This window comes from Ignavibacteriales bacterium (assembly GCA_020635255.1).
Taxonomy (GTDB): Bacteria; Bacteroidota; Ignavibacteria; order Tepidaquicellales; family Tepidaquicellaceae; genus JAEYVS01.
Window position 1 is genome coordinate 935,173 of the sequence record JACKAC010000001.1, and the last position, 17,924, is coordinate 953,096.

At 41.2% G+C, this 17,924-nt stretch carries 11 protein-coding genes; 4 read left to right on the forward strand and 7 right to left on the reverse strand.

All coding sequences use genetic code 11. The features are described 5' to 3' along the window. Positions 1-23 precede the first annotated feature (23 nt). From H6614_04265 to H6614_04275, 3 genes are all read right to left on the reverse strand, one after another. On the reverse strand, positions 24-812 hold the full coding sequence (locus H6614_04265; GenBank protein MCB9242862.1) for a slipin family protein: 789 nt from the start codon (positions 810-812) through the stop codon (positions 24-26). A gap of 93 nt (positions 813-905) precedes the next feature. Then, entirely contained in the window at positions 906-2,342 is a 1,437-nt protein-coding gene (locus H6614_04270; protein ID MCB9242863.1) for a DUF389 domain-containing protein, read from the reverse strand. Positions 2,343-2,356: 14 nt separating this feature from the next. Then, entirely contained in the window at positions 2,357-3,310 is a 954-nt protein-coding gene (locus H6614_04275) for a tRNA-dihydrouridine synthase (protein MCB9242864.1), read from the reverse strand. A 433-nt stretch (positions 3,311-3,743) separates the two neighbouring features. Here H6614_04275 and H6614_04280 point away from each other — a divergent pair, with 433 nt between their 5' ends. Next, entirely contained in the window at positions 3,744-3,986 is a 243-nt protein-coding gene (locus H6614_04280) for a hypothetical protein (GenBank protein MCB9242865.1), read from the forward strand. 26 nt (positions 3,987-4,012) lie between these two features. Here H6614_04280 and H6614_04285 read toward each other — a convergent pair whose 3' ends face one another. The 4 genes from H6614_04285 to H6614_04300 all read right to left on the reverse strand — a co-directional run bounded on the left by H6614_04285 (position 4,013) and on the right by H6614_04300 (position 8,504). After that, positions 4,013-5,437: a serine hydrolase gene (locus H6614_04285; GenBank protein ID MCB9242866.1), complete on the reverse strand. Its 1,425-nt coding sequence runs from the start codon at positions 5,435-5,437 to the stop codon at positions 4,013-4,015. A gap of 16 nt (positions 5,438-5,453) precedes the next feature. Then, on the reverse strand, positions 5,454-6,842 hold the full coding sequence (locus tag H6614_04290; GenBank protein MCB9242867.1) for an aspartyl protease family protein: 1,389 nt from the start codon (positions 6,840-6,842) through the stop codon (positions 5,454-5,456). Between the two features lie 77 nt (positions 6,843-6,919). After that, complete coding sequence (locus H6614_04295) at positions 6,920-7,930, reverse strand: hypothetical protein (GenBank protein MCB9242868.1); 1,011 nt, start codon at positions 7,928-7,930, stop codon at positions 6,920-6,922. After that, positions 7,887-8,504, reverse strand: a complete 618-nt coding sequence (locus tag H6614_04300) for an RNA polymerase sigma factor (GenBank protein ID MCB9242869.1) — start codon at positions 8,502-8,504, stop codon at positions 7,887-7,889. The genes H6614_04295 and H6614_04300 overlap by 44 nt, the downstream gene beginning before the upstream one ends. Before the next feature lie 175 nt (positions 8,505-8,679). Here H6614_04300 and H6614_04305 point away from each other — a divergent pair, with 175 nt between their 5' ends. From H6614_04305 to H6614_04315, 3 genes are all read left to right on the forward strand, one after another. Next, positions 8,680-11,043: a S8 family serine peptidase gene (locus H6614_04305; protein MCB9242870.1), complete on the forward strand. Its 2,364-nt coding sequence runs from the start codon at positions 8,680-8,682 to the stop codon at positions 11,041-11,043. Between the two features lie 207 nt (positions 11,044-11,250). After that, positions 11,251-14,358 (forward strand): T9SS type A sorting domain-containing protein, encoded by a 3,108-nt coding sequence (locus H6614_04310; protein MCB9242871.1) that lies wholly within the window; start codon positions 11,251-11,253, stop codon positions 14,356-14,358. 97 nt (positions 14,359-14,455) lie between these two features. Next, positions 14,456-17,701 (forward strand): T9SS type A sorting domain-containing protein, encoded by a 3,246-nt coding sequence (locus H6614_04315; protein ID MCB9242872.1) that lies wholly within the window; start codon positions 14,456-14,458, stop codon positions 17,699-17,701. Positions 17,702-17,924: the final 223 nt, after the last annotated feature.

The window sequence follows — 17,924 nt, forward strand, 5'->3', positions numbered from 1 at the left end:
AAACCTCTAGCTTTCTATGTTCTTTATTTTTCTCTGTTGTTTTTGGCAGTCATCGATTCAAAGAACCTCATAATCTCCATTGGCAATGGTACTATCATTGTCGAATTCTTCTCAGCGGCTATCTCAGTCATAACCTGTAAGTACCTTAACTGTAATGCGCTCTCATTCGATGCGAGTATCTTTGCAGCTTCAGCAAGCTTTTGCGCTGACATGTATTCACCTTCGGAATTGATGATCTTAGCTCTTTTGTCTCTTTCGGCTTCTGCCTGTCTGGACATTGCTCTTATCATTTCACCCGGCAGGTCAACGTTCTTGAGTTCAACGTTAAGTACCTGGATACCCCATGGTTCGGTTTCCTTATCTATAAGTTCTTTCAGTTTGCTATTAATGAGCTCTCTGTGAGCAAGAAGATCGTCGAGATCACTCTGACCTGTAACGGTACGCAAAGTTGTCTGTGAAATAAGAGAGGTAGCGTACATATAATCCTCAACCTGTATAACGGCGAGATTAGGATCTTTAACTCTGAAGTAAACAACCGCGTTCACTTTTACGGAAACGTTGTCTTTTGTGATAATATCCTGCGCGGGAACATCGAGAGCGATCGTTCTCAGGCTGAGCTTAACCATTTTATCCATAATGGGGACAAGTATTATCAATCCGGGACCTTTTACAGCGACATATTTACCCAGACGGAATATAACACCCCGTTCATATTCATTGAGTATTCTGAAGGACCTTACCAGTATTATGAATATTATGAAGGCAAATATTCCTCCAAATACAAACAGTACGGAAATTAATGCTTCACCCATTGTAAACCTCCCGGATATTACTTTAGATATCCTTTATTGTTTAATATAATCTAATATAACGTTTATAAATATTATTCTTGAGTCAAATTGAGTTTATTTTGCATATTTGACTATCTGCAAAGTGTCGATCGCGAGTTCCTGTTTGATAAATTCATAAATTTTTGCTTCCTGTTCTTTCTGTTCCGAATTATTAATAGATTCACTCCACTCCATAAGAAGAGTGGGCATTCTTAAAATAATAGTTGTGTCGGGGCGTATCTCTTTTTGATCTATGTATGAAAATCCTAGTTTCCTTATCTCCGGGTTAAAGGTTCGTATGTCCGCAAGCAAACCCGTTATTTTTGATGAGTCCAGCGTTCTGGACTTGAGCATACTATTCAGCCGCTCGATCTCGACATCCCTCTCATCTATCTGATTTTCCTGCTCGATAGTATTCATAATCTCCTGTGTAATATCGCTCTTCAGGTCAGACGAAGATCCCATCTCCCTAATATCGAGGTTGTATCCATCAAGTCCATAATAGGGAAGTATCCCCTGTAAACTGTCTTTTCTTTCGGGGGGAAGTTTATCTCCAACGAGATATATTTTTATTTCTTTTAGCGTGTCACCTTTTTGCTGAATGCGCCAATTAATCACCTGGCTGTTCTCTTTATTCAGGTTTTGATTAAGGAAGGAATTTACCTGGTTCTTTACCTTTGCCTCCACAATAATGCCATAGAAGATATATATGCTCGGTATAATAATTATTATTAGGAATGCATAATATACGATACGTCTTTTCTTTTCCTTTTCCGGGTTAATATGCTCGTGCAGTGGAAACCTTAATACTTTCACCACACCGTACGCGGCGGCGCTTATAAAGACTGAGTTTATAAGAAGAAGGTAAAATGCTCCAAAAAATACCTCCCACATTCCTTTTGCAATACCAAAACCGGCAACACAGAGCGGGGGAATAAGGGCGGTTGCAATAGCAACACCAGGAATGGCGGATGAAACTTTCTTACGTGTGTTTGCAATTATACCGGCGATACCGCCGAATAGCGCTACACCAACATCCAGCAGGGTAGGTTTGACCCTGGCAAGAATTTCCGCAGTGGGTAAACCAAGCGGTGTCAGCCAGAAATATATAGTTGCCGTCAATAAACCAAGCAATACTGTAATAGCGAATTCTCTTATTGAAAGAAGAGCGCCTTTTTCGTCGTTTATTCCCGCAGATACGCCGATGCCGAGAATGGAAAACATTAACGGGGAGATAAGCATAGCACCGATGATAACAGCGGACGAATTCAGGTCGAGACCGATACAGGCAAGTAATGTAGAGCAGATCAGAAACCAGAAATTAGATCCACGTAGGTAGATAGAACCGCGCAAGTCCTCAATACAGGTAACATAGTCGGTTCCTTCTTTTATATTTACAAACTGCTTTAGGGTAAGAAGAAACTTCTTGAAACCGCCGTAAACGGAATCCATTGAATGCTGTGCGCTTTTCTCAGTAGAGCTTTCCGATATTGAAGGTTTTTTGCGGGTCAAGTAGATATATTATTTTATACAATAGCCGGTGTGTATGCACCGATGACCTGTTCGTAATTTTCGCGGAACCAAAGCAGTTTATCTTCGAGAGGAGGAAGCTGCTCGTATTTCATCAGATCAATTCTAAAACCGTTAATATTCCTGAGATTTCTAAAGTATCCTGTGTAATATTTTCTAAATTCTTTTACGCCTAGCCGTTCGCCTTTTAGCTCAACGCATAATCTGAGCTGTAAAAGGCATGTGTCCACACGCTCTTCGATCGTTGGATCGAGTTCATGTTCACCAGTTTTTAAGTAGTGTTTTACCTGGCGGAAGATGAAGGGGTTTAGCATTGCGGCCTGTCCTATCATGACCGCGTCCGGCTGATATGTGTCAAAGACAAACTTTACGTCTTCGGGAGATTTTATTCCTCCGTTGAGTATTATTGGTATCTCAACTCCGGCGTCTTTAATTCTTCTTACCCACGTCCAGTCGGGTTCTCCCTTATTGCCCTGTCCTCTAAGCCGGCAGTGTACTCCGAGAGCCTGTATGCCTATTTCTTCCATAATCTTTGCGACATCGACGATGACAATATTATCTTTATCCCAGCCGAGGCGTGTTTTTAAAGTTACAGGGAGGTTAACGTTTTTTAAGACGGATTCAGCTATTATTCTCATGCGGGGAAGGTCTTTTAAAAGACCAGCGCCCGCACCTCTCAAAGCAACGTTCTTTACCCAGCATCCGCAGTTAATATCTATGAAATCGGGATTGGCTGATTCGGATATTTTAGCGGCTTCAATCATGGAATCCTCCACCCCGCCGAATATCTGAATGGCTATTGGTCTCTCTTCCTCGTAGAAGAAGAGCTTTTCCTTCGATCTTTTCCCGTCACGAATCAAGCCCTCGCTGGAGATAAACTCAGTATAGACGATATCCGCGCCCTTCCTTTTGCAAACGAGCCGGAACGGGGGTTCGGACACGTCTTCCATTGGAGCCAGGAGTATCTTATCCTTAAATATTTTCTGAAAATCGTTCAATTAATCAGCCTTGTTTTTCCTTTTATATGAAAGGTACATCCAGAATATCAGTACAAAGCCACCGGATATTCCCATTACAATGAAAAGATACGGAGTTATATCGAGCATTCAAATTCCATTAAAATTAATCAAAATTAGCTAATATTAATGAAATTATAAATTTAAAAAATAGTAATGAAACTTTTTCCAATATTTTAGAGAACAATATTGAGAACTTTTTGGTTTAATTAGTGACGTTCTAAAGCCTCCTACCGGAGGGCAAACTGGGGCGAAAACGCCTCACTCGAAAATTGTAGTTGTTGTTTTAGGGAGTTTTAAGTTAGGGCATAGATTTTGCAGATTAATTATTAGTAATAGTTAATCATTAAATAATAGGGAGTTTATAATGCGTTTACTAAAATTTTCGAGCTTAACAAAGGAAGAAGAACAAATGGTAGCCAATCCAAATATTACAGATAAAAAAGATAAATATATAGTAATTCACTATCACGATAAATGGGCTGTGTTTGATGAGCTGAGAGAGAAGGTACTTGCCGTTCTCGACAGTTCCGAGATGGCAAATGAAACTGCTCTCATGTTTGCCAGAGTTGAACACAGGAGAGCAGTTCTATTTCAGGATGCGGCGTAGTACACGCTGAATTACTCAGGCATACATTAAGGGGCGTTAAGTTTATCCAGCATTTGCTGTGCGTTCTTATTTCCCGGTTGCATTTTTAGCACGGTCTCGTAATTTTTTATTGCCTCTTCTTTATTTCCTCCCACCATATAAGCTTCACCCAGGCTATCGTAACAATTAGGAATATTAGGGTAAAGTTTGACATTCAGTTTGAACACGGCTATGGCTTCATTTATTAAATCATTTTGCAGTAAGGCATAACCGACCATGTTTAAAGGCAGGTCATCCCGGATCACGTATCCGTTTTCAGAGAATATCTTCTCATAGTTATTAGTAAAGTCATCGATTCCACGTGATTTAATCTCATTGTAAACAAATCTCTCCAAAGGAAGCCGGACTGTTTCCGGTTCTTTACCGTTGAGAACGTTTCTTATTTGTGAATAGAGGGCTTCTGCTGAGGGCTCATCATAATTTGAGAGGACTATCACAGTATAGCGGGGACTGCTTCCGCGCTGTACCAGCATAGAATTCCACCCCGGCGATCCACCAGCCCAACCTACACCGAAAGAATTACTTGATCTTATGCTTTTCCACGAACTGTAATTGCTCTTACCTCCCGGACCGAGGTCATATAGGAGGAATTTGTGCTCATCATTAAGGAGTTTATTGTCCTCCATTAATGACTGCCCGAATTTAAGCAGGTCATATACATTACTGAACATTCCTCCGGCAGAGGTAGGTGCTACATTAAACTGTCTAACATCCATGATATTTCCGTCCGGAGCGATCATATATCCGACTGCTTTATTTTCAGCTTTTGCGTCGTTTCTAATAAAGAGAGACCTGTTCATACCGAGCGGGTCGAGAATTTTTTCTTTTAAAATCTCAGAGTAGGTCTTGCCGTAAATTTCTTCGAGGACTCCGCCTAACACAACATAACCGGAATTAGAATACATTTCTTTTGTGCCGGGGTCGAATAGCAACGGTTCTTTTTTGATCTCTGTGAGTATGTCACCTATAGAGGAATATCTGTCCGGATTTTGAGCTATATCAGGATTATTAAGGTAATCTCCGAAACCGCCCATCATTATCATTATCTCTTTTATAGTAGCATTCTCAGCTCTTGGGTCGGAGAATCCTGTTATATATTTTCCAAGCTTGTCGTTCAGGTCAAGCCTGCCATCCTGGATGAGCTGAAGCAGGAGCACCTTTGTAAACGTTTTCTGTATAGAGCCGATATTGAAAATTGTTCCTATGTTATTTGGAGTCTTGCTTTCCCTGGAAGAGTAGCCGACGGCTTTCTCGAATACAGGAGTGTCATCTTTAACTACAATAACCGTTCCGGAAAAGATTTCCATTTTGTAGTACTCATCAACAATTTGATCGAGTTTTTGAGCAATGTCATCCTGCGCAAATGAATAATGCGAAAATAGTAATGCGAATATTATTAGGAAATACTTCATATTTTAAATAATGGATTTAGTTTAACACAAAAATGTTGTTTTTAAAATCTACGCCCAGGTAAGAGAACTGACTCATAATATCCATACCCAATATCATGACGTCCTTTTCAAGCCCCAGTGCTTTGAGAGCCTGCGGGTCTGACATGACGAGGGTTTTTTGCGGGAGTTGTATCGGACCGATCTCCATTCCCCCCGCCGATAGCGCAACGATCTCCGATTTAAATGGAGTATTATCCATTCCGCGCAGTTCTTTGTATTCGCCTGTGGACCAGTAGGGAACAGAGAGCTTATCAAGTGTAGCCTCAGGGATAATGGAATAGCGTGCTCCCGTATCGACGATGTAGGATATAGGTGATTTATTTATAGTCCCGTCCAGTACAATGAATCCGCCGACCGAATTTACCGGTACGTATGATCCATCCGTTTTTTTGATATAACTGCCGAAAGTCATAACGGAGTTTTCAAAACTGATTGAGGATGATTTCCTCAAAATGTCCATCCCGATCACCCCGATAATATTTCCTTCTTCGACAAGTGTCGGGGGAAATTCTTTTACAACGCGAGGCGTAGCATCTTTAACTATAACATCACCAAACTTGATCGTGATCGGCTCTGTTTTGCCGAGCAGGAGGTCAGTGCTAACAGTGTCATTTGCGCCCTGCATGACTACTTCGACTTTTTTCTCACCGTCCTTAGAGTATTGAGTCGCGACGGGCATTTCGAGATGCGTTCCTTTCGGAACATAATCAACCAGCATCACAGAGCCCGTTGCTCCAAAATCTACGATGAAATTTCCTTTCTTTCCGTCGGAAAATTCTCCCTCTATCAAGAACCATCCGTATTTATGTTTAAAGAAGGGAACCGAGCCTTTGAGGCTTTCACCCACAGCGGAAGTTCGCGTATCATAAGAAAAGAGATACTCTCCGTCCTTTGGCTTGATCTGATCTCCGAACATGTTCATAACCGGTCCGCTATCTTCTTCTATTGTGTCATAATTTTTTATCATGTAGGCCTTTTTAAAACCATTTCCGCCGACGATATTTACTCTTATCTCATATGTTTTGAGGTTCTCATACTTTATGTCCGGTAATGCAAACTCCTGTCCGTCAGGGGAGACCGCTTTAAATTTTATAATGCCATCCCTGTAGGAAAGAACTAGTTTATCTTCTTTATTCTTTAGCTCGATATATTCTCCGGCTCTACCCTGACTTATTGGAAGAACTGCCGTAATAATATCGCTTCCCGAAAAGACAATTGTACCGTTATTTTCTATTGGTACTTTTTCAAATTCAACCCCGTTGGGGGTTTCTTTGATAACGATCACAACCGCGTCATCTTGCGCGGTCGCATAGATACTGCCCGATGTAAGCAATAAAAGGGCAATAATGAAAAATTTCTTAATCATTTTAATGTTACCTTTGTTGTTAATTACATGAAAAAAGGGCAGCCCGGCTATACCAGTGACTGCCCCTATAGGAAAGACTATTTCGTTTCTAGCTTGAGATTCATTCTAGTATTAGACTCCTGGTCGCTTGATTTATTGCTTTTATTGATATTTACCGATACATGTTCACCATCCCGTGTGATCTTTATGTCACTGTCCTGGAGGTTCTGATCTTTGAATCTTTCTTTGATCATCTGCCTGATCTGGTCATCAGTTTTACCTTTAATGTCAAACTCTTCTATAGGTTGGTTACCTTCTTTGCGCATTTCTTCTATTTTCATCTTCTGGTCGCCGTCGTTAATATTCAGCTGGAAACCTTTATTGTTGTTTTCACCAGGAGACATTCTTATATCGATCAACCTATGGTTGTTTTCGTCTCTTTTGAAATCAACAGTCTCGACATTGATTCCGCCTTCTTTTAGCTGGCGCTCAACCTCTGCGCTAAGTTCAGCATCGGTCATATTCTTTGCGTTAATGTCTATCTTGAATACATTGTCCAGCATCATAGAATACAGTGGTCTTTCTACTTCCTCGGTAAGAGGTAATATATTAACGGTTACAATACCCTGTATAGCTTCTAGTTCTTTTGAGTAAGCCATGACCTGGTCCTGTGTCGAGTTAGTCAATACAAGATTGTAAGATGTCAGAACTTTACCATCATCGGTGGTCCACTCACTAACCGACAGGTTGTTTTGATCGACCCACGGGAGCGTCTTTACCTTTTCGATAGCTTCCGGAGTATCGACTGTCCAGCGGATAACATGACCTAGAGTTTCGTTTTGTGTAACAGGCATATTACATGCTGCCAGCAATAGCGCAGTCATAATGACTAAAGCAAACTTTACTTTATGAGTTAAAATATAATTCTTCATTAGTCCGAATTTGTTTTTGGGTTTAGGAATATAACCGGAAGAATTTTTGAGCCACAACTCGGTTTTGTAAAATGAGTCCGAGTGATCTTCCTCTTTTAAAGCAGACCAGTACTTATTCATATTGTCATCCATATTATTTTTCTGCTTTGAGTCCTGCGATGATCCTGATTGTCTCATTTTCCAGATCTCCTATGTGATTTGAATTAACTTTTTCTCCGGAACCGGAGTTACTCTCTAATTGATTTATTATTTTTCTAAGCTTTTCCCTGGTTCTGCTAAGTCTGGATTTTACGGCAGAGAGGCTTTTTTCATTTTCCATCCGGCAAATATCCTCGACCGAAAACCCGCCAATCTCAAAAAGAAGGATAGCAGACCGCTCTTTAGGTTTTAACTGAGAGAGAGCTTTTAACAGGGTAAACCTATCATCGTTGTTTTTAGAACCGTTACCGTTTGTGGAGTTTTTTTCGAATACGTCCGGGATCTGTATCGCCTCAGTCGAAGAAAATCTTTTCCAAAAGTTTTTTCTACGGCTGTTATAAAATTCCCGTGTAATTATAGTGAAAAGCCACGAACGGAACTTGCTATCGTCTTTCAATGATCCGATGTTTTCCAGGGATTTTAACATAGATTCCTGGAAAAGGTCACGCGCATCATCGTATGACAGCTTGTAACATAGTCCCTTACAATAGTTTAGTGCGTCATTGTAATGGGGCTTTAACAGTGAAATAAATTTTTCTGTATCGCGATACATAATTACGTAATTCTAACTTATAAGACACATAAAAGATACGAAAAGTCGCAAATGAAATTCAGTGAATTTTGACAATGTCTTGTAATTTTTTTGAATATGCGGTATTATCAATAACTGGGCAAAATCCCTCGCCGAATTGCATTTTCTAAAAATCCTTTAACAAAAATAACAAAGAATGAAGAAACTATTACTAATTTTAGTTCTGGTTATGTGCTGGGGAAATTTATATTCACAAACTGCTGAAATATCAGAACGTTTGAGGCAGAAGATGGCTTCACCAAATCCGCTGGAATACACAAAGGTACTTGTAATGCTGAATGACCAGGTAGATATGGTGGCGCTAGATTCATACCTTTACCAAGTAAGAGCAGACGCAAAATTAAGAGCGAAGACGGTGATCACCGCTTTAATGGAAAAGGCTCAAAACACACAGGGACCTCTTCTTTCATATCTCAATCAACAAATGTCACTTGGAAAAGTTCGTGTAGTAAAACCATTCTGGATCACTAATACAATAATGTTTGAAGCAACACCGGATGTAATAATTAATGTCTCTAAAAGATCCGACGTCGGAGTAATGGATATCGATGCCGAATTGGATTATGACCGGCCGGTAGATGAACAGCCCGATGTTGATAATCCGGCTTCAACTGAAAATGGTTTGAAAGTTATCAATGCTCACCTGTTGTGGCAAATGGGTGTCACAGGTGTCGGACGTTTGGTTATGGGTGATGATACGGGTGTAGATGAAACACACCCTGCATTGAATTACAAATGGCGCGGAAACACAGTGCCATGGTATCATGCATGGATAGATCCCAACGGCGGGTCGAGTAATCCCAGTGATTGTGACGGTCACGGGACACATACGCTTGGGACGATGTGCGGAAGGGGAACAACGGATACGGTTGGTGTTGCGATAGATGCCGAATGGATAGCAGCAAAGACAATATGCGGCGGTAACTCGACAAGTAATCACATGGTTTCATGGCAGTGGGCAATGAATCCGGACAGCAATGTAAATACGATAAACGATATGCCGGATGCGATTGGTAATTCATGGTGGGATCCGAGTATTTCAAATGAGTGTTCAAGTGTTTATGTAGGTATGCTTAACTCTATGGAAGCTGCAGGGATAGCGATAGTATTTTCATGTGGAAATTCAGGTCCCGGAACGTCGACAATTACCCGACCAAAGAATATTAATACTAATCCCGTAAATGCTTTTTGTGTGGGAAATATTAACGGGAATACTTCCTTTCCATGGACGATAAACAGTTCATCATCCAGAGGTCCTTCGATCTGCGGCGGATCGGGAACATTGCTGATAAAGCCGGAAGTTTGCGCTCCGGGTACCAGTGTCAGATCGTGTGTTCCCGGCGGCGGATACGGATTAAAGACCGGAACATCTATGGCATGTCCTCATATAGTAGGTTCGGTAGCGCTATTAAGGTCGGCATTCCCGAACAAAACCGGTAAGGAGATACTGGAAGCATTGCATAGTACTGCAAGAGACCTGGGTACTCCTGGTGAAGATAATACATACGGAAACGGTGTGATTGATGTATTTGCGGCATACCAGCAATTGTCATCTTCATCGGGTTCAACATCGAATTATGCAATGACCCTTCCAACTCCGGGCGTAAATACGAATTATCTTTCTATACCGCACCAATCAAGTATGGTTGGATTTGGAAATAATATTACCATCGAAGGGTGGATGAATATCGGAGGTTCTACAACATCAAACACTCTTTTGAATAAGGGTGGAAGTTCATTCGACTACCAGCTCGGTATTAATTCAAGCGGTAATCCTTTCTTCAGAGCACAAGGTACGATAGTTATTGCAAATACCATTATAATGCCGGTCGGTATATGGAAACATCTTGCTGTAACATATGACGGTTCTACTGTAAGATTTTATGTAGATGGCATCGAAAGTTTTACGCAAAGCGAGGCACTGACATTTGGGGCATCAACAAATGAAATGCGGATAGGAAGAGGAGGCAGTGATCCGGGTTCCGGTGCGATCGATGAAGTCCGTTTGTGGAGTGTTGCAAGGACACAAAGCCAGATCGATTCTTCCAAATGTCTTAAGTATCCATCGCAGTTCGGATCGGTTGCCGGATTAAAAGCGGTATGGCATTTTGACAGTACATTTGTTGATTCGGTAAGCGGTTATAGCGGAACACCGACTTCGGCAAGTGTTGGGTTCGATACTGCATCGCTGCCATGTGTATTAACAAATCTGACGGGCAATAGTAATATTCTTCCGCAGAGTATTTCTCTAAAACAAAATTATCCAAATCCGTTTAATCCAACAACAAAGATAAGTTTTGATATTCCAAAGCAGGATTTTGTTTCGCTTAAGGTATATGACATAACCGGAAGAGAAGTTGAAACGCTTATTAGCAGGCAATTAAACGCTGGAACATATTTAGTTGATTTTGACGGCAGTCAGCTAAGCAGCGGGGTTTACTTTTATAAGCTACAAGCAGGTAATTTTGTTGAAGTTAAAAGGATGATATTATTGAAGTAAAACCAGTAAGTCACTGTAAAAATATCGCTTGCTAGAGATAAATAATTAGCATATATTATTTTGTGCGAAAATTTCAAAGGGAGGAAATGCGTGTCCTCCCTTTGTCAATTTAAGTGCAAAACCAAGCAGAAAATAAATTTTAAACTCACTCTAATGAAGAGATATTTACTCTATTTACCAATTTTATTGGTAATCGGGGTTATCTTTATGGCTCAATCTCCGGATGAACCCAGCCCACGCTGGATAATTCCGCAGCCAAGGATAACCGATGTGATCCCAGTACAGGAAAATTATGTCCATCCCGTTAAGGATCCGTGGGTAGTACAAACCGATGGAGGTTCTTTTATTGTAAGTCCAAACATAAGAGTACATCCCACATCAGTCACTTCTCAGACCGAAGTAGTTTTAGCAAGTCATCCGACAAATCCAAATATACTATTTGGTTCATCTAATGCTGCAAGATTAACAGGCGGTTCATTTATTAATGAAGGTGTATATGTATCAACCGATGGAGGATTAACATGGGGAGGAAGCTCGGATACAGTTAATGCTCCAAACCTAAACGACCAGAGGGGAGACCCCGGTCCAACAATAGATAAAAACGGACGTTTCATCCAGACTCACCTGACAAGTACGACTAATTTCGGTGGTGTTACAGGTATGGGTGCAAATTATTCAACCAATAACGGATTGACATGGTCCTCGACATTCCAGGTTTCGTTAAGTTCAAATGACGATAAAAACCTTGCTTGTTCAGACAATGTACCATCAAGTCCTTTTTATGGAAATTCGTATATGACATGGTGCCGATTCTCCGGCGGTACTTCCGGAAACAGCATGGTTGCAAGAACAACCGACGGAGGTGTAACATGGGGTTCCCCGATCCAAATAAATTCAACTCCTGCAAGTCACTTTGCACAGGGAAATGACATCAGGGTAGGTCCGGGCGGAGTTGTATACGCAGTCTGGGTAGCCGAGTCATCAACAAGTCCTTTCCCGGCAGATTTTATGGGATTCTCAAAATCAACAAACGGTGGTTTGAACTGGACCACAACTGAGAATGCAGTAGATATGAATGGAAGCCGTTCAGCTAGTTTTGGTGGTTGGGGTACAAGAGTTAACGATTTCATGAGAATGGACGTCGATGTAACGGGCGGTCCGAGAAACGGATGGATATATGCAGTAAATACACAAAACAGTTTATCACCAGCAGGAAGTGACCCTGACATTATACTTTCAAGGTCGACTGACGGCGGTACTACCTGGACAAAGCACAGAGTAAACCAGGATGCAATCAATAACGGAAAAAATCAATGGTTCCCGGTCGTTACAGTTGATAACGGTGGAGCCGTTAATGTAATATTCTTAGATAATAGGAACTTCCCGAATGCAGACTCATGCGGTGTGTGGATTGCAAGGTCTCTAGACGGAGGAACTACCTGGACAGATTTTGAAATTAGTGATCACCATTTCAAGCCGATCCCGGAACCGGGATTCTCAGGCGGTTACTATGGTGACTATATAGGCTTAACATCCAGCGGTGGAAAACTTCACGCATTCTGGATGGACAATAAAGCAGGATTATACAATGCATGGTACTGTAACGTAACTGTTGCAAATAATCCTTTAAATTCATTTAACCTGCAAACACCGTCAGCAGGTGTTACAGTGACGACCTTGCCGGGATCAAGCACTACAACAACATTCACGTGGGATACTTCGGCAACAGGCGCATCGTATAAATGGATATTTGGTACATCGTTACCAACAAGACAGATCACTCAGTCAGCCGGCACGAATAACTTAACAATGACCCTTGGTCAGCTAGATAATATTCTTGCTAATCTAGGTGTGTCACAAGGCGGACAGTTAGTCGGTTCATGGGACGTGTGGGCATTCAGACCCAATCCACCGGCTAATGACTCATTGAAAGCTACGAACGGTCCCAGGACGATCACATTAAGAAGGGGAACTCCGGCATTGAATGCGTTCAATCTCGTTGCTCCGGCAAACAATACAACTATTACTACATCAGGATTTAATAACTCCAACGTTAACTTCCAGTGGACAAGGTCAGGTTCAGGAACGAATTACAAATGGAAATTCGGTTCACCGACTATCGGAACAGTTGTACTCAATCTGCCATCAAATACGGGCGGTACTGATTCACTGTTAACACTTGTAAATTCCGGTTTGGATGTAATGCTCGGAAACATCGGATTAAACCCGGGGGATTCACTAGTAGGGCAGTGGGCAGTGTGGGCATATAATGCAACAGACTCACTGAAATCAACACAGACCTATAATCTTACCCTTAAGAGGCAGGCAAAAGGCGACGTTCTTATCGCTTATGACTCAACACAGGCAAACTGCCGTATCTCAAGGGATTCGGTTGTCAGTGTTCTAAACCTTTTAGGCGTTACATATGACCTTTATAATAGAGGAGTACAAGCCTCTTCCGGTTCTATTACATTCAGAGGTTATAAAAAGGTTATCGTGCTAGGTGAAGGTACAAGCTCATTCAATACGACGATCAAGGATTCATTGATTTCATATTCCACTTCGGGCGGTACTACACCATCGACAAAAGCAAAGATCATTATCTTCTCAGAAGACGTCGGTTATAACTATGCAAGATCAGGATCAACTTACCAGGACTTAAACTTCTCACAAAACGTTCTGGGATTTGATTATATTGCTGACAGACCGACATCAGGTGCTGCTCAGGGACTCATTGGTGATATTATTAATCCTGGTCAGAGGGATAGTACATACGGAGCGTGGCCGGAAGTAATCAAGATCCACTCCGGTACCGGAACACATACACTGGACAGGTTCAGAGTACACAGTGCAAACCCGGACAGCGCAAACGGTGTTGGAAGCTGGAGAACAAATTATAACGTTGCTGTGCTCGGATTAGACGTTGAGTCACTAAGAAATTCGATCGGTGGTGCATCAGGTTCACCGGTTTACAGATTTGTAAAGGGCGCAATGGATTATGTTGACCAGACTATTGTGGGAATCGACCCGCAATCAAATGTTATCCCGGATAGATTCTCGTTATATCAGAACTATCCAAATCCGTTTAACCCAAGCACAACTATAAAATTCGACATACCGAAACAAAGCATCGTAACAATGAAGATATATGACATTGCGGGCAGAGAAGTTGCAAGGTTATTGAACAGCGTTCAATACAATGCCGGCGCGTATGCCATTAACTTCGATGCTTCATATCTTGCAAGTGGTGTTTACTTCTACAGGATCGAAGCAGGTGACTTTGTTGAAATAAAGAAGATGATGCTTATAAAGTAAGGATTGATTTTCTTAGTTGTAATCATTAGTTTATAGTAAGAGTAAGGGCAGTCATATAAATGTATGACTGCCTTTTTTTGTAATAAAAAACTCTACCATGAGAAAAATAGCACTATTTATCCCTATTTTAATATTATCCTATATTTTCTTTACGGGGCAATCAGACCAAATCCCAAATGCAGGTAATGACGATCTGCCCGGCGGGAAAAGAATATATCAAATGAAGGACGGAGGTGGAATAGTAGCAGTAAACCCGCCCAGGATGGTTTTCCAGAGTCCGAACAGGCAGTACAGATTTGCCGAAGCCTTCACACATCCAACAAATCTTAATATCTTCTTTGCTGCTTCAGTTACAGATCTAGGAATAGGTGCATATGCTACTACGAACGGAGGTGTTACATGGATGGGATCGGATACACTAAGCGGGCAAGGAAATTTTAGTGGATATTTTAAACCCTCGATATCTAGCTCCGGAGACTTTTATCTTGGTTTGGCAAGGGATTTATTGCGTTCCTCAAATAACGGATCTACATGGACGTATGCCGCGAGTCCTCCTCAGTTAGGGCATAGTTCATTTAGTATCGATAATAATCCAACAAGCCCTTATTTCGGCAGGATGTACCACACCGGACAGGGAGGCGGCAGCGGTAACTTGCAAGCAAGTGCGACATATAGCACCAATTCCGGTTCGACCTGGGACGCACTTGATACAATAAACAACATAATATTTTTCCCTTTAACATATCCTGAAGGATTTGATCTGGAAATAGGACCTCAGGGAAATGTATATGTTTGTTACGCAGATGTGGAATATGATGTTCCTTTTGATGGACCTTCATTTGTGGTAGAAAGATATTGGTCGGTTTCCCGTTCAACAAACGGCGGTGTCGATTGGCAGGGTCCATTAAGAATTTCTATCAGTGGAGTAGGCAGGAAATACTTTCTAGGAAATACTATTTATAAACTTAACAGTTATCCGAAAATTGATGTTGATAAATCCGGCGGATCAAGGAACGGATGGGTTTATATGACCGGAACGGAGCGGGAAGGAAGCATAGCTCAGGATTCGGCTGATATAGTTTTACGCAGATCGACTGATAACGGAGTATCGTTTCCTTTTCAAACGCGTGTCAATCAAGATACTCCCGGTAATAAAAAATACCAATATACTCCCGCTATCAAGGTAGATTCTTATGGAGGAATTAATATTATTTATTATGACAGCAGGGAATCAACCAGAGAAGATTCTGTAAAAGTATATATGTCGAGATCAGTCGATGGAGGTGTTACTTGGACAGACTTTCCGATAAGTGAAAGGGTCTTCCAGCCAATTGAATCCGGACAGGAGATACATTCATTAGGGATCACTCAATCAGGAAATCAACTCTGGCCCTTCTGGACGAGCATGGAGTCCGGCATGGTAAAGTTATGGACAGCTCCGGTTGAGATCGGACCTGTGATAGTACATGATAAAATAGGTGACTCGGAAAATCTCAGCGGTCCGTATACTGTCAATGCCAGTATACTGGAAAATAACTCTTCGATCAATGGTTCTGAAACAAAAGTATTCTGGTCAAGAAATGGAGGAGCAATAACGAATTCGATAACAATGACAAACTCCGGGGGCAATAACTGGACAGCGAACATTCCCGGAAATGGTTCGCCCGCCGAATATAGATATTACATTACAACGCAAGACGCTCTAGGTAGGGTAAGTACCTCACCATATGGAGCGCCGGTCGGTTATAATACATTCTTTGCGGCTCCGGATACAACTCCGCCAATGATCAAATATGAACAGCTTGATGATAAAGTCGCGCTGGAAGATCTTCCATTCTATATTGATCTGGATGTTAACGAAAATGCTTATATAGATTCGGTTTATGTAAGGCTATACAAAAATGAACAGACAACTCCGACACATGTTCTGCTTCAAAATCTCGGAGGTAACAGGTATGCCGGACAATTGATCGGTAGTGGAGGAGCAGTAGTAGGGGACTCGATAAGATACAAAATATTTGCTGTAGACAATTCTGGTGCAGGCAATGTGGACTCGACTGATCTATATAAAGTTACAATTTATGATGTTCCGTTTTTTGAGACTTTTCCATTGTCCTCTACCGGGGGAGAGCCATGGAACAGCACCAGATGGACTTCTAATGCATATATATATCACCGCCAATATCTTGGCTTTGGGTTCAGATTTCCTTCCGAACCGGCTTTAGGATTTTTTGACAGCCAATATTATGGTACTTTGAATCCACTTAATCTAGGCTCCGCACAAGACACAAAACTTACATTATCGTTTTATCTTTATTGGGGCCATACACAAATGGCTAATGACTCATTACTCATAACATATAAAGATACAAGCAATAACTGGAAACCACTTGCAAGCATACCCGGTCCATTCAATAGTTTCGGAGGAGCTCCATATCCGCCGGTTTCGATAGAATTCCCTCCGGATGTAAATGTTTCTAATTTCCAATTTAAGCTTAGAGCATCCAATAGCTCACACTACGGATTTGTAATTTTCGACGACATTAAAGTATTAAGAGAAAAGCGTAATGATGAAATTGCTCTCAGTGATAATTTTTCATTTCCATTTTTGAATCAGGGCAGTTGGAATCAAACATCAGGAAACTTTAAAGTAATCAATAAAGATAGCGCGATAGGTGGTACATATCCATTTGCTGTTCCATCTGAGCCGTATTTCCTTAGCATAAGAGGAGATGGAACATTGGAGTCACGGAGCAGGGACCTCAGCGGTTTTGCTGCAGCAACATTATTTATGAAACAAAGTGAGTATGATCTCGAACCCGGCGAGACAGTTCATGTCGAGTTTTTTGATCAAACAAGAGCATGGCAGCCGTTGTTCGATCTCAATGGCAGTGATAACAATTCATTTGTTCCCTTTACTGATAAAGTATTTATTCTCCCTACTGCGGCACTTCATTCCGAATTCAAATTAAGATTCAGGAGTGAAGGATTGGAAGCCGATGACGAATGGTTTATCGATAATATCTTTATCAATCAGGGTACGTTTACCGGTAACGAGTTAACACAAAATTCCATCCCGGAGCGGTTTGCACTGCATCAGAACTATCCAAATCCGTTTAACCCCACCACAAAGATAAACTTTGATATCCCCAGGCAGAGTTTTGTTAAACTGAAGATCTATGACATACTTGGAAGAGAAATGAGCACTTTAGTAAACTCAGAATATCCTCCGGGGACACATAGTTTTGATTTTAATGGATCGAACCTTGCCAGTGGAGTTTATTTTTATCGCTTAGAAGCTGGTGACTTTGTTCAAATAAAGAAGATGGTTTTAATAAAGTAACACTGATAGGTACTTTTCCAAAAGGGAGGCACGCCTCCCTTTTTCTTTTTCTCATCCAAAATGTAAGAAATTTCCTACGCTGAAATTTTGATTCTCCTTACACAGCTCTAAAAAATTCCCGTTACTAATTGTAAAATCAGTAAGTTATTATACATGCAAATTGCAAATTTACATGTATATAGACTTCTATCTTAAATATTAATATATTCAATAACATGTAGTA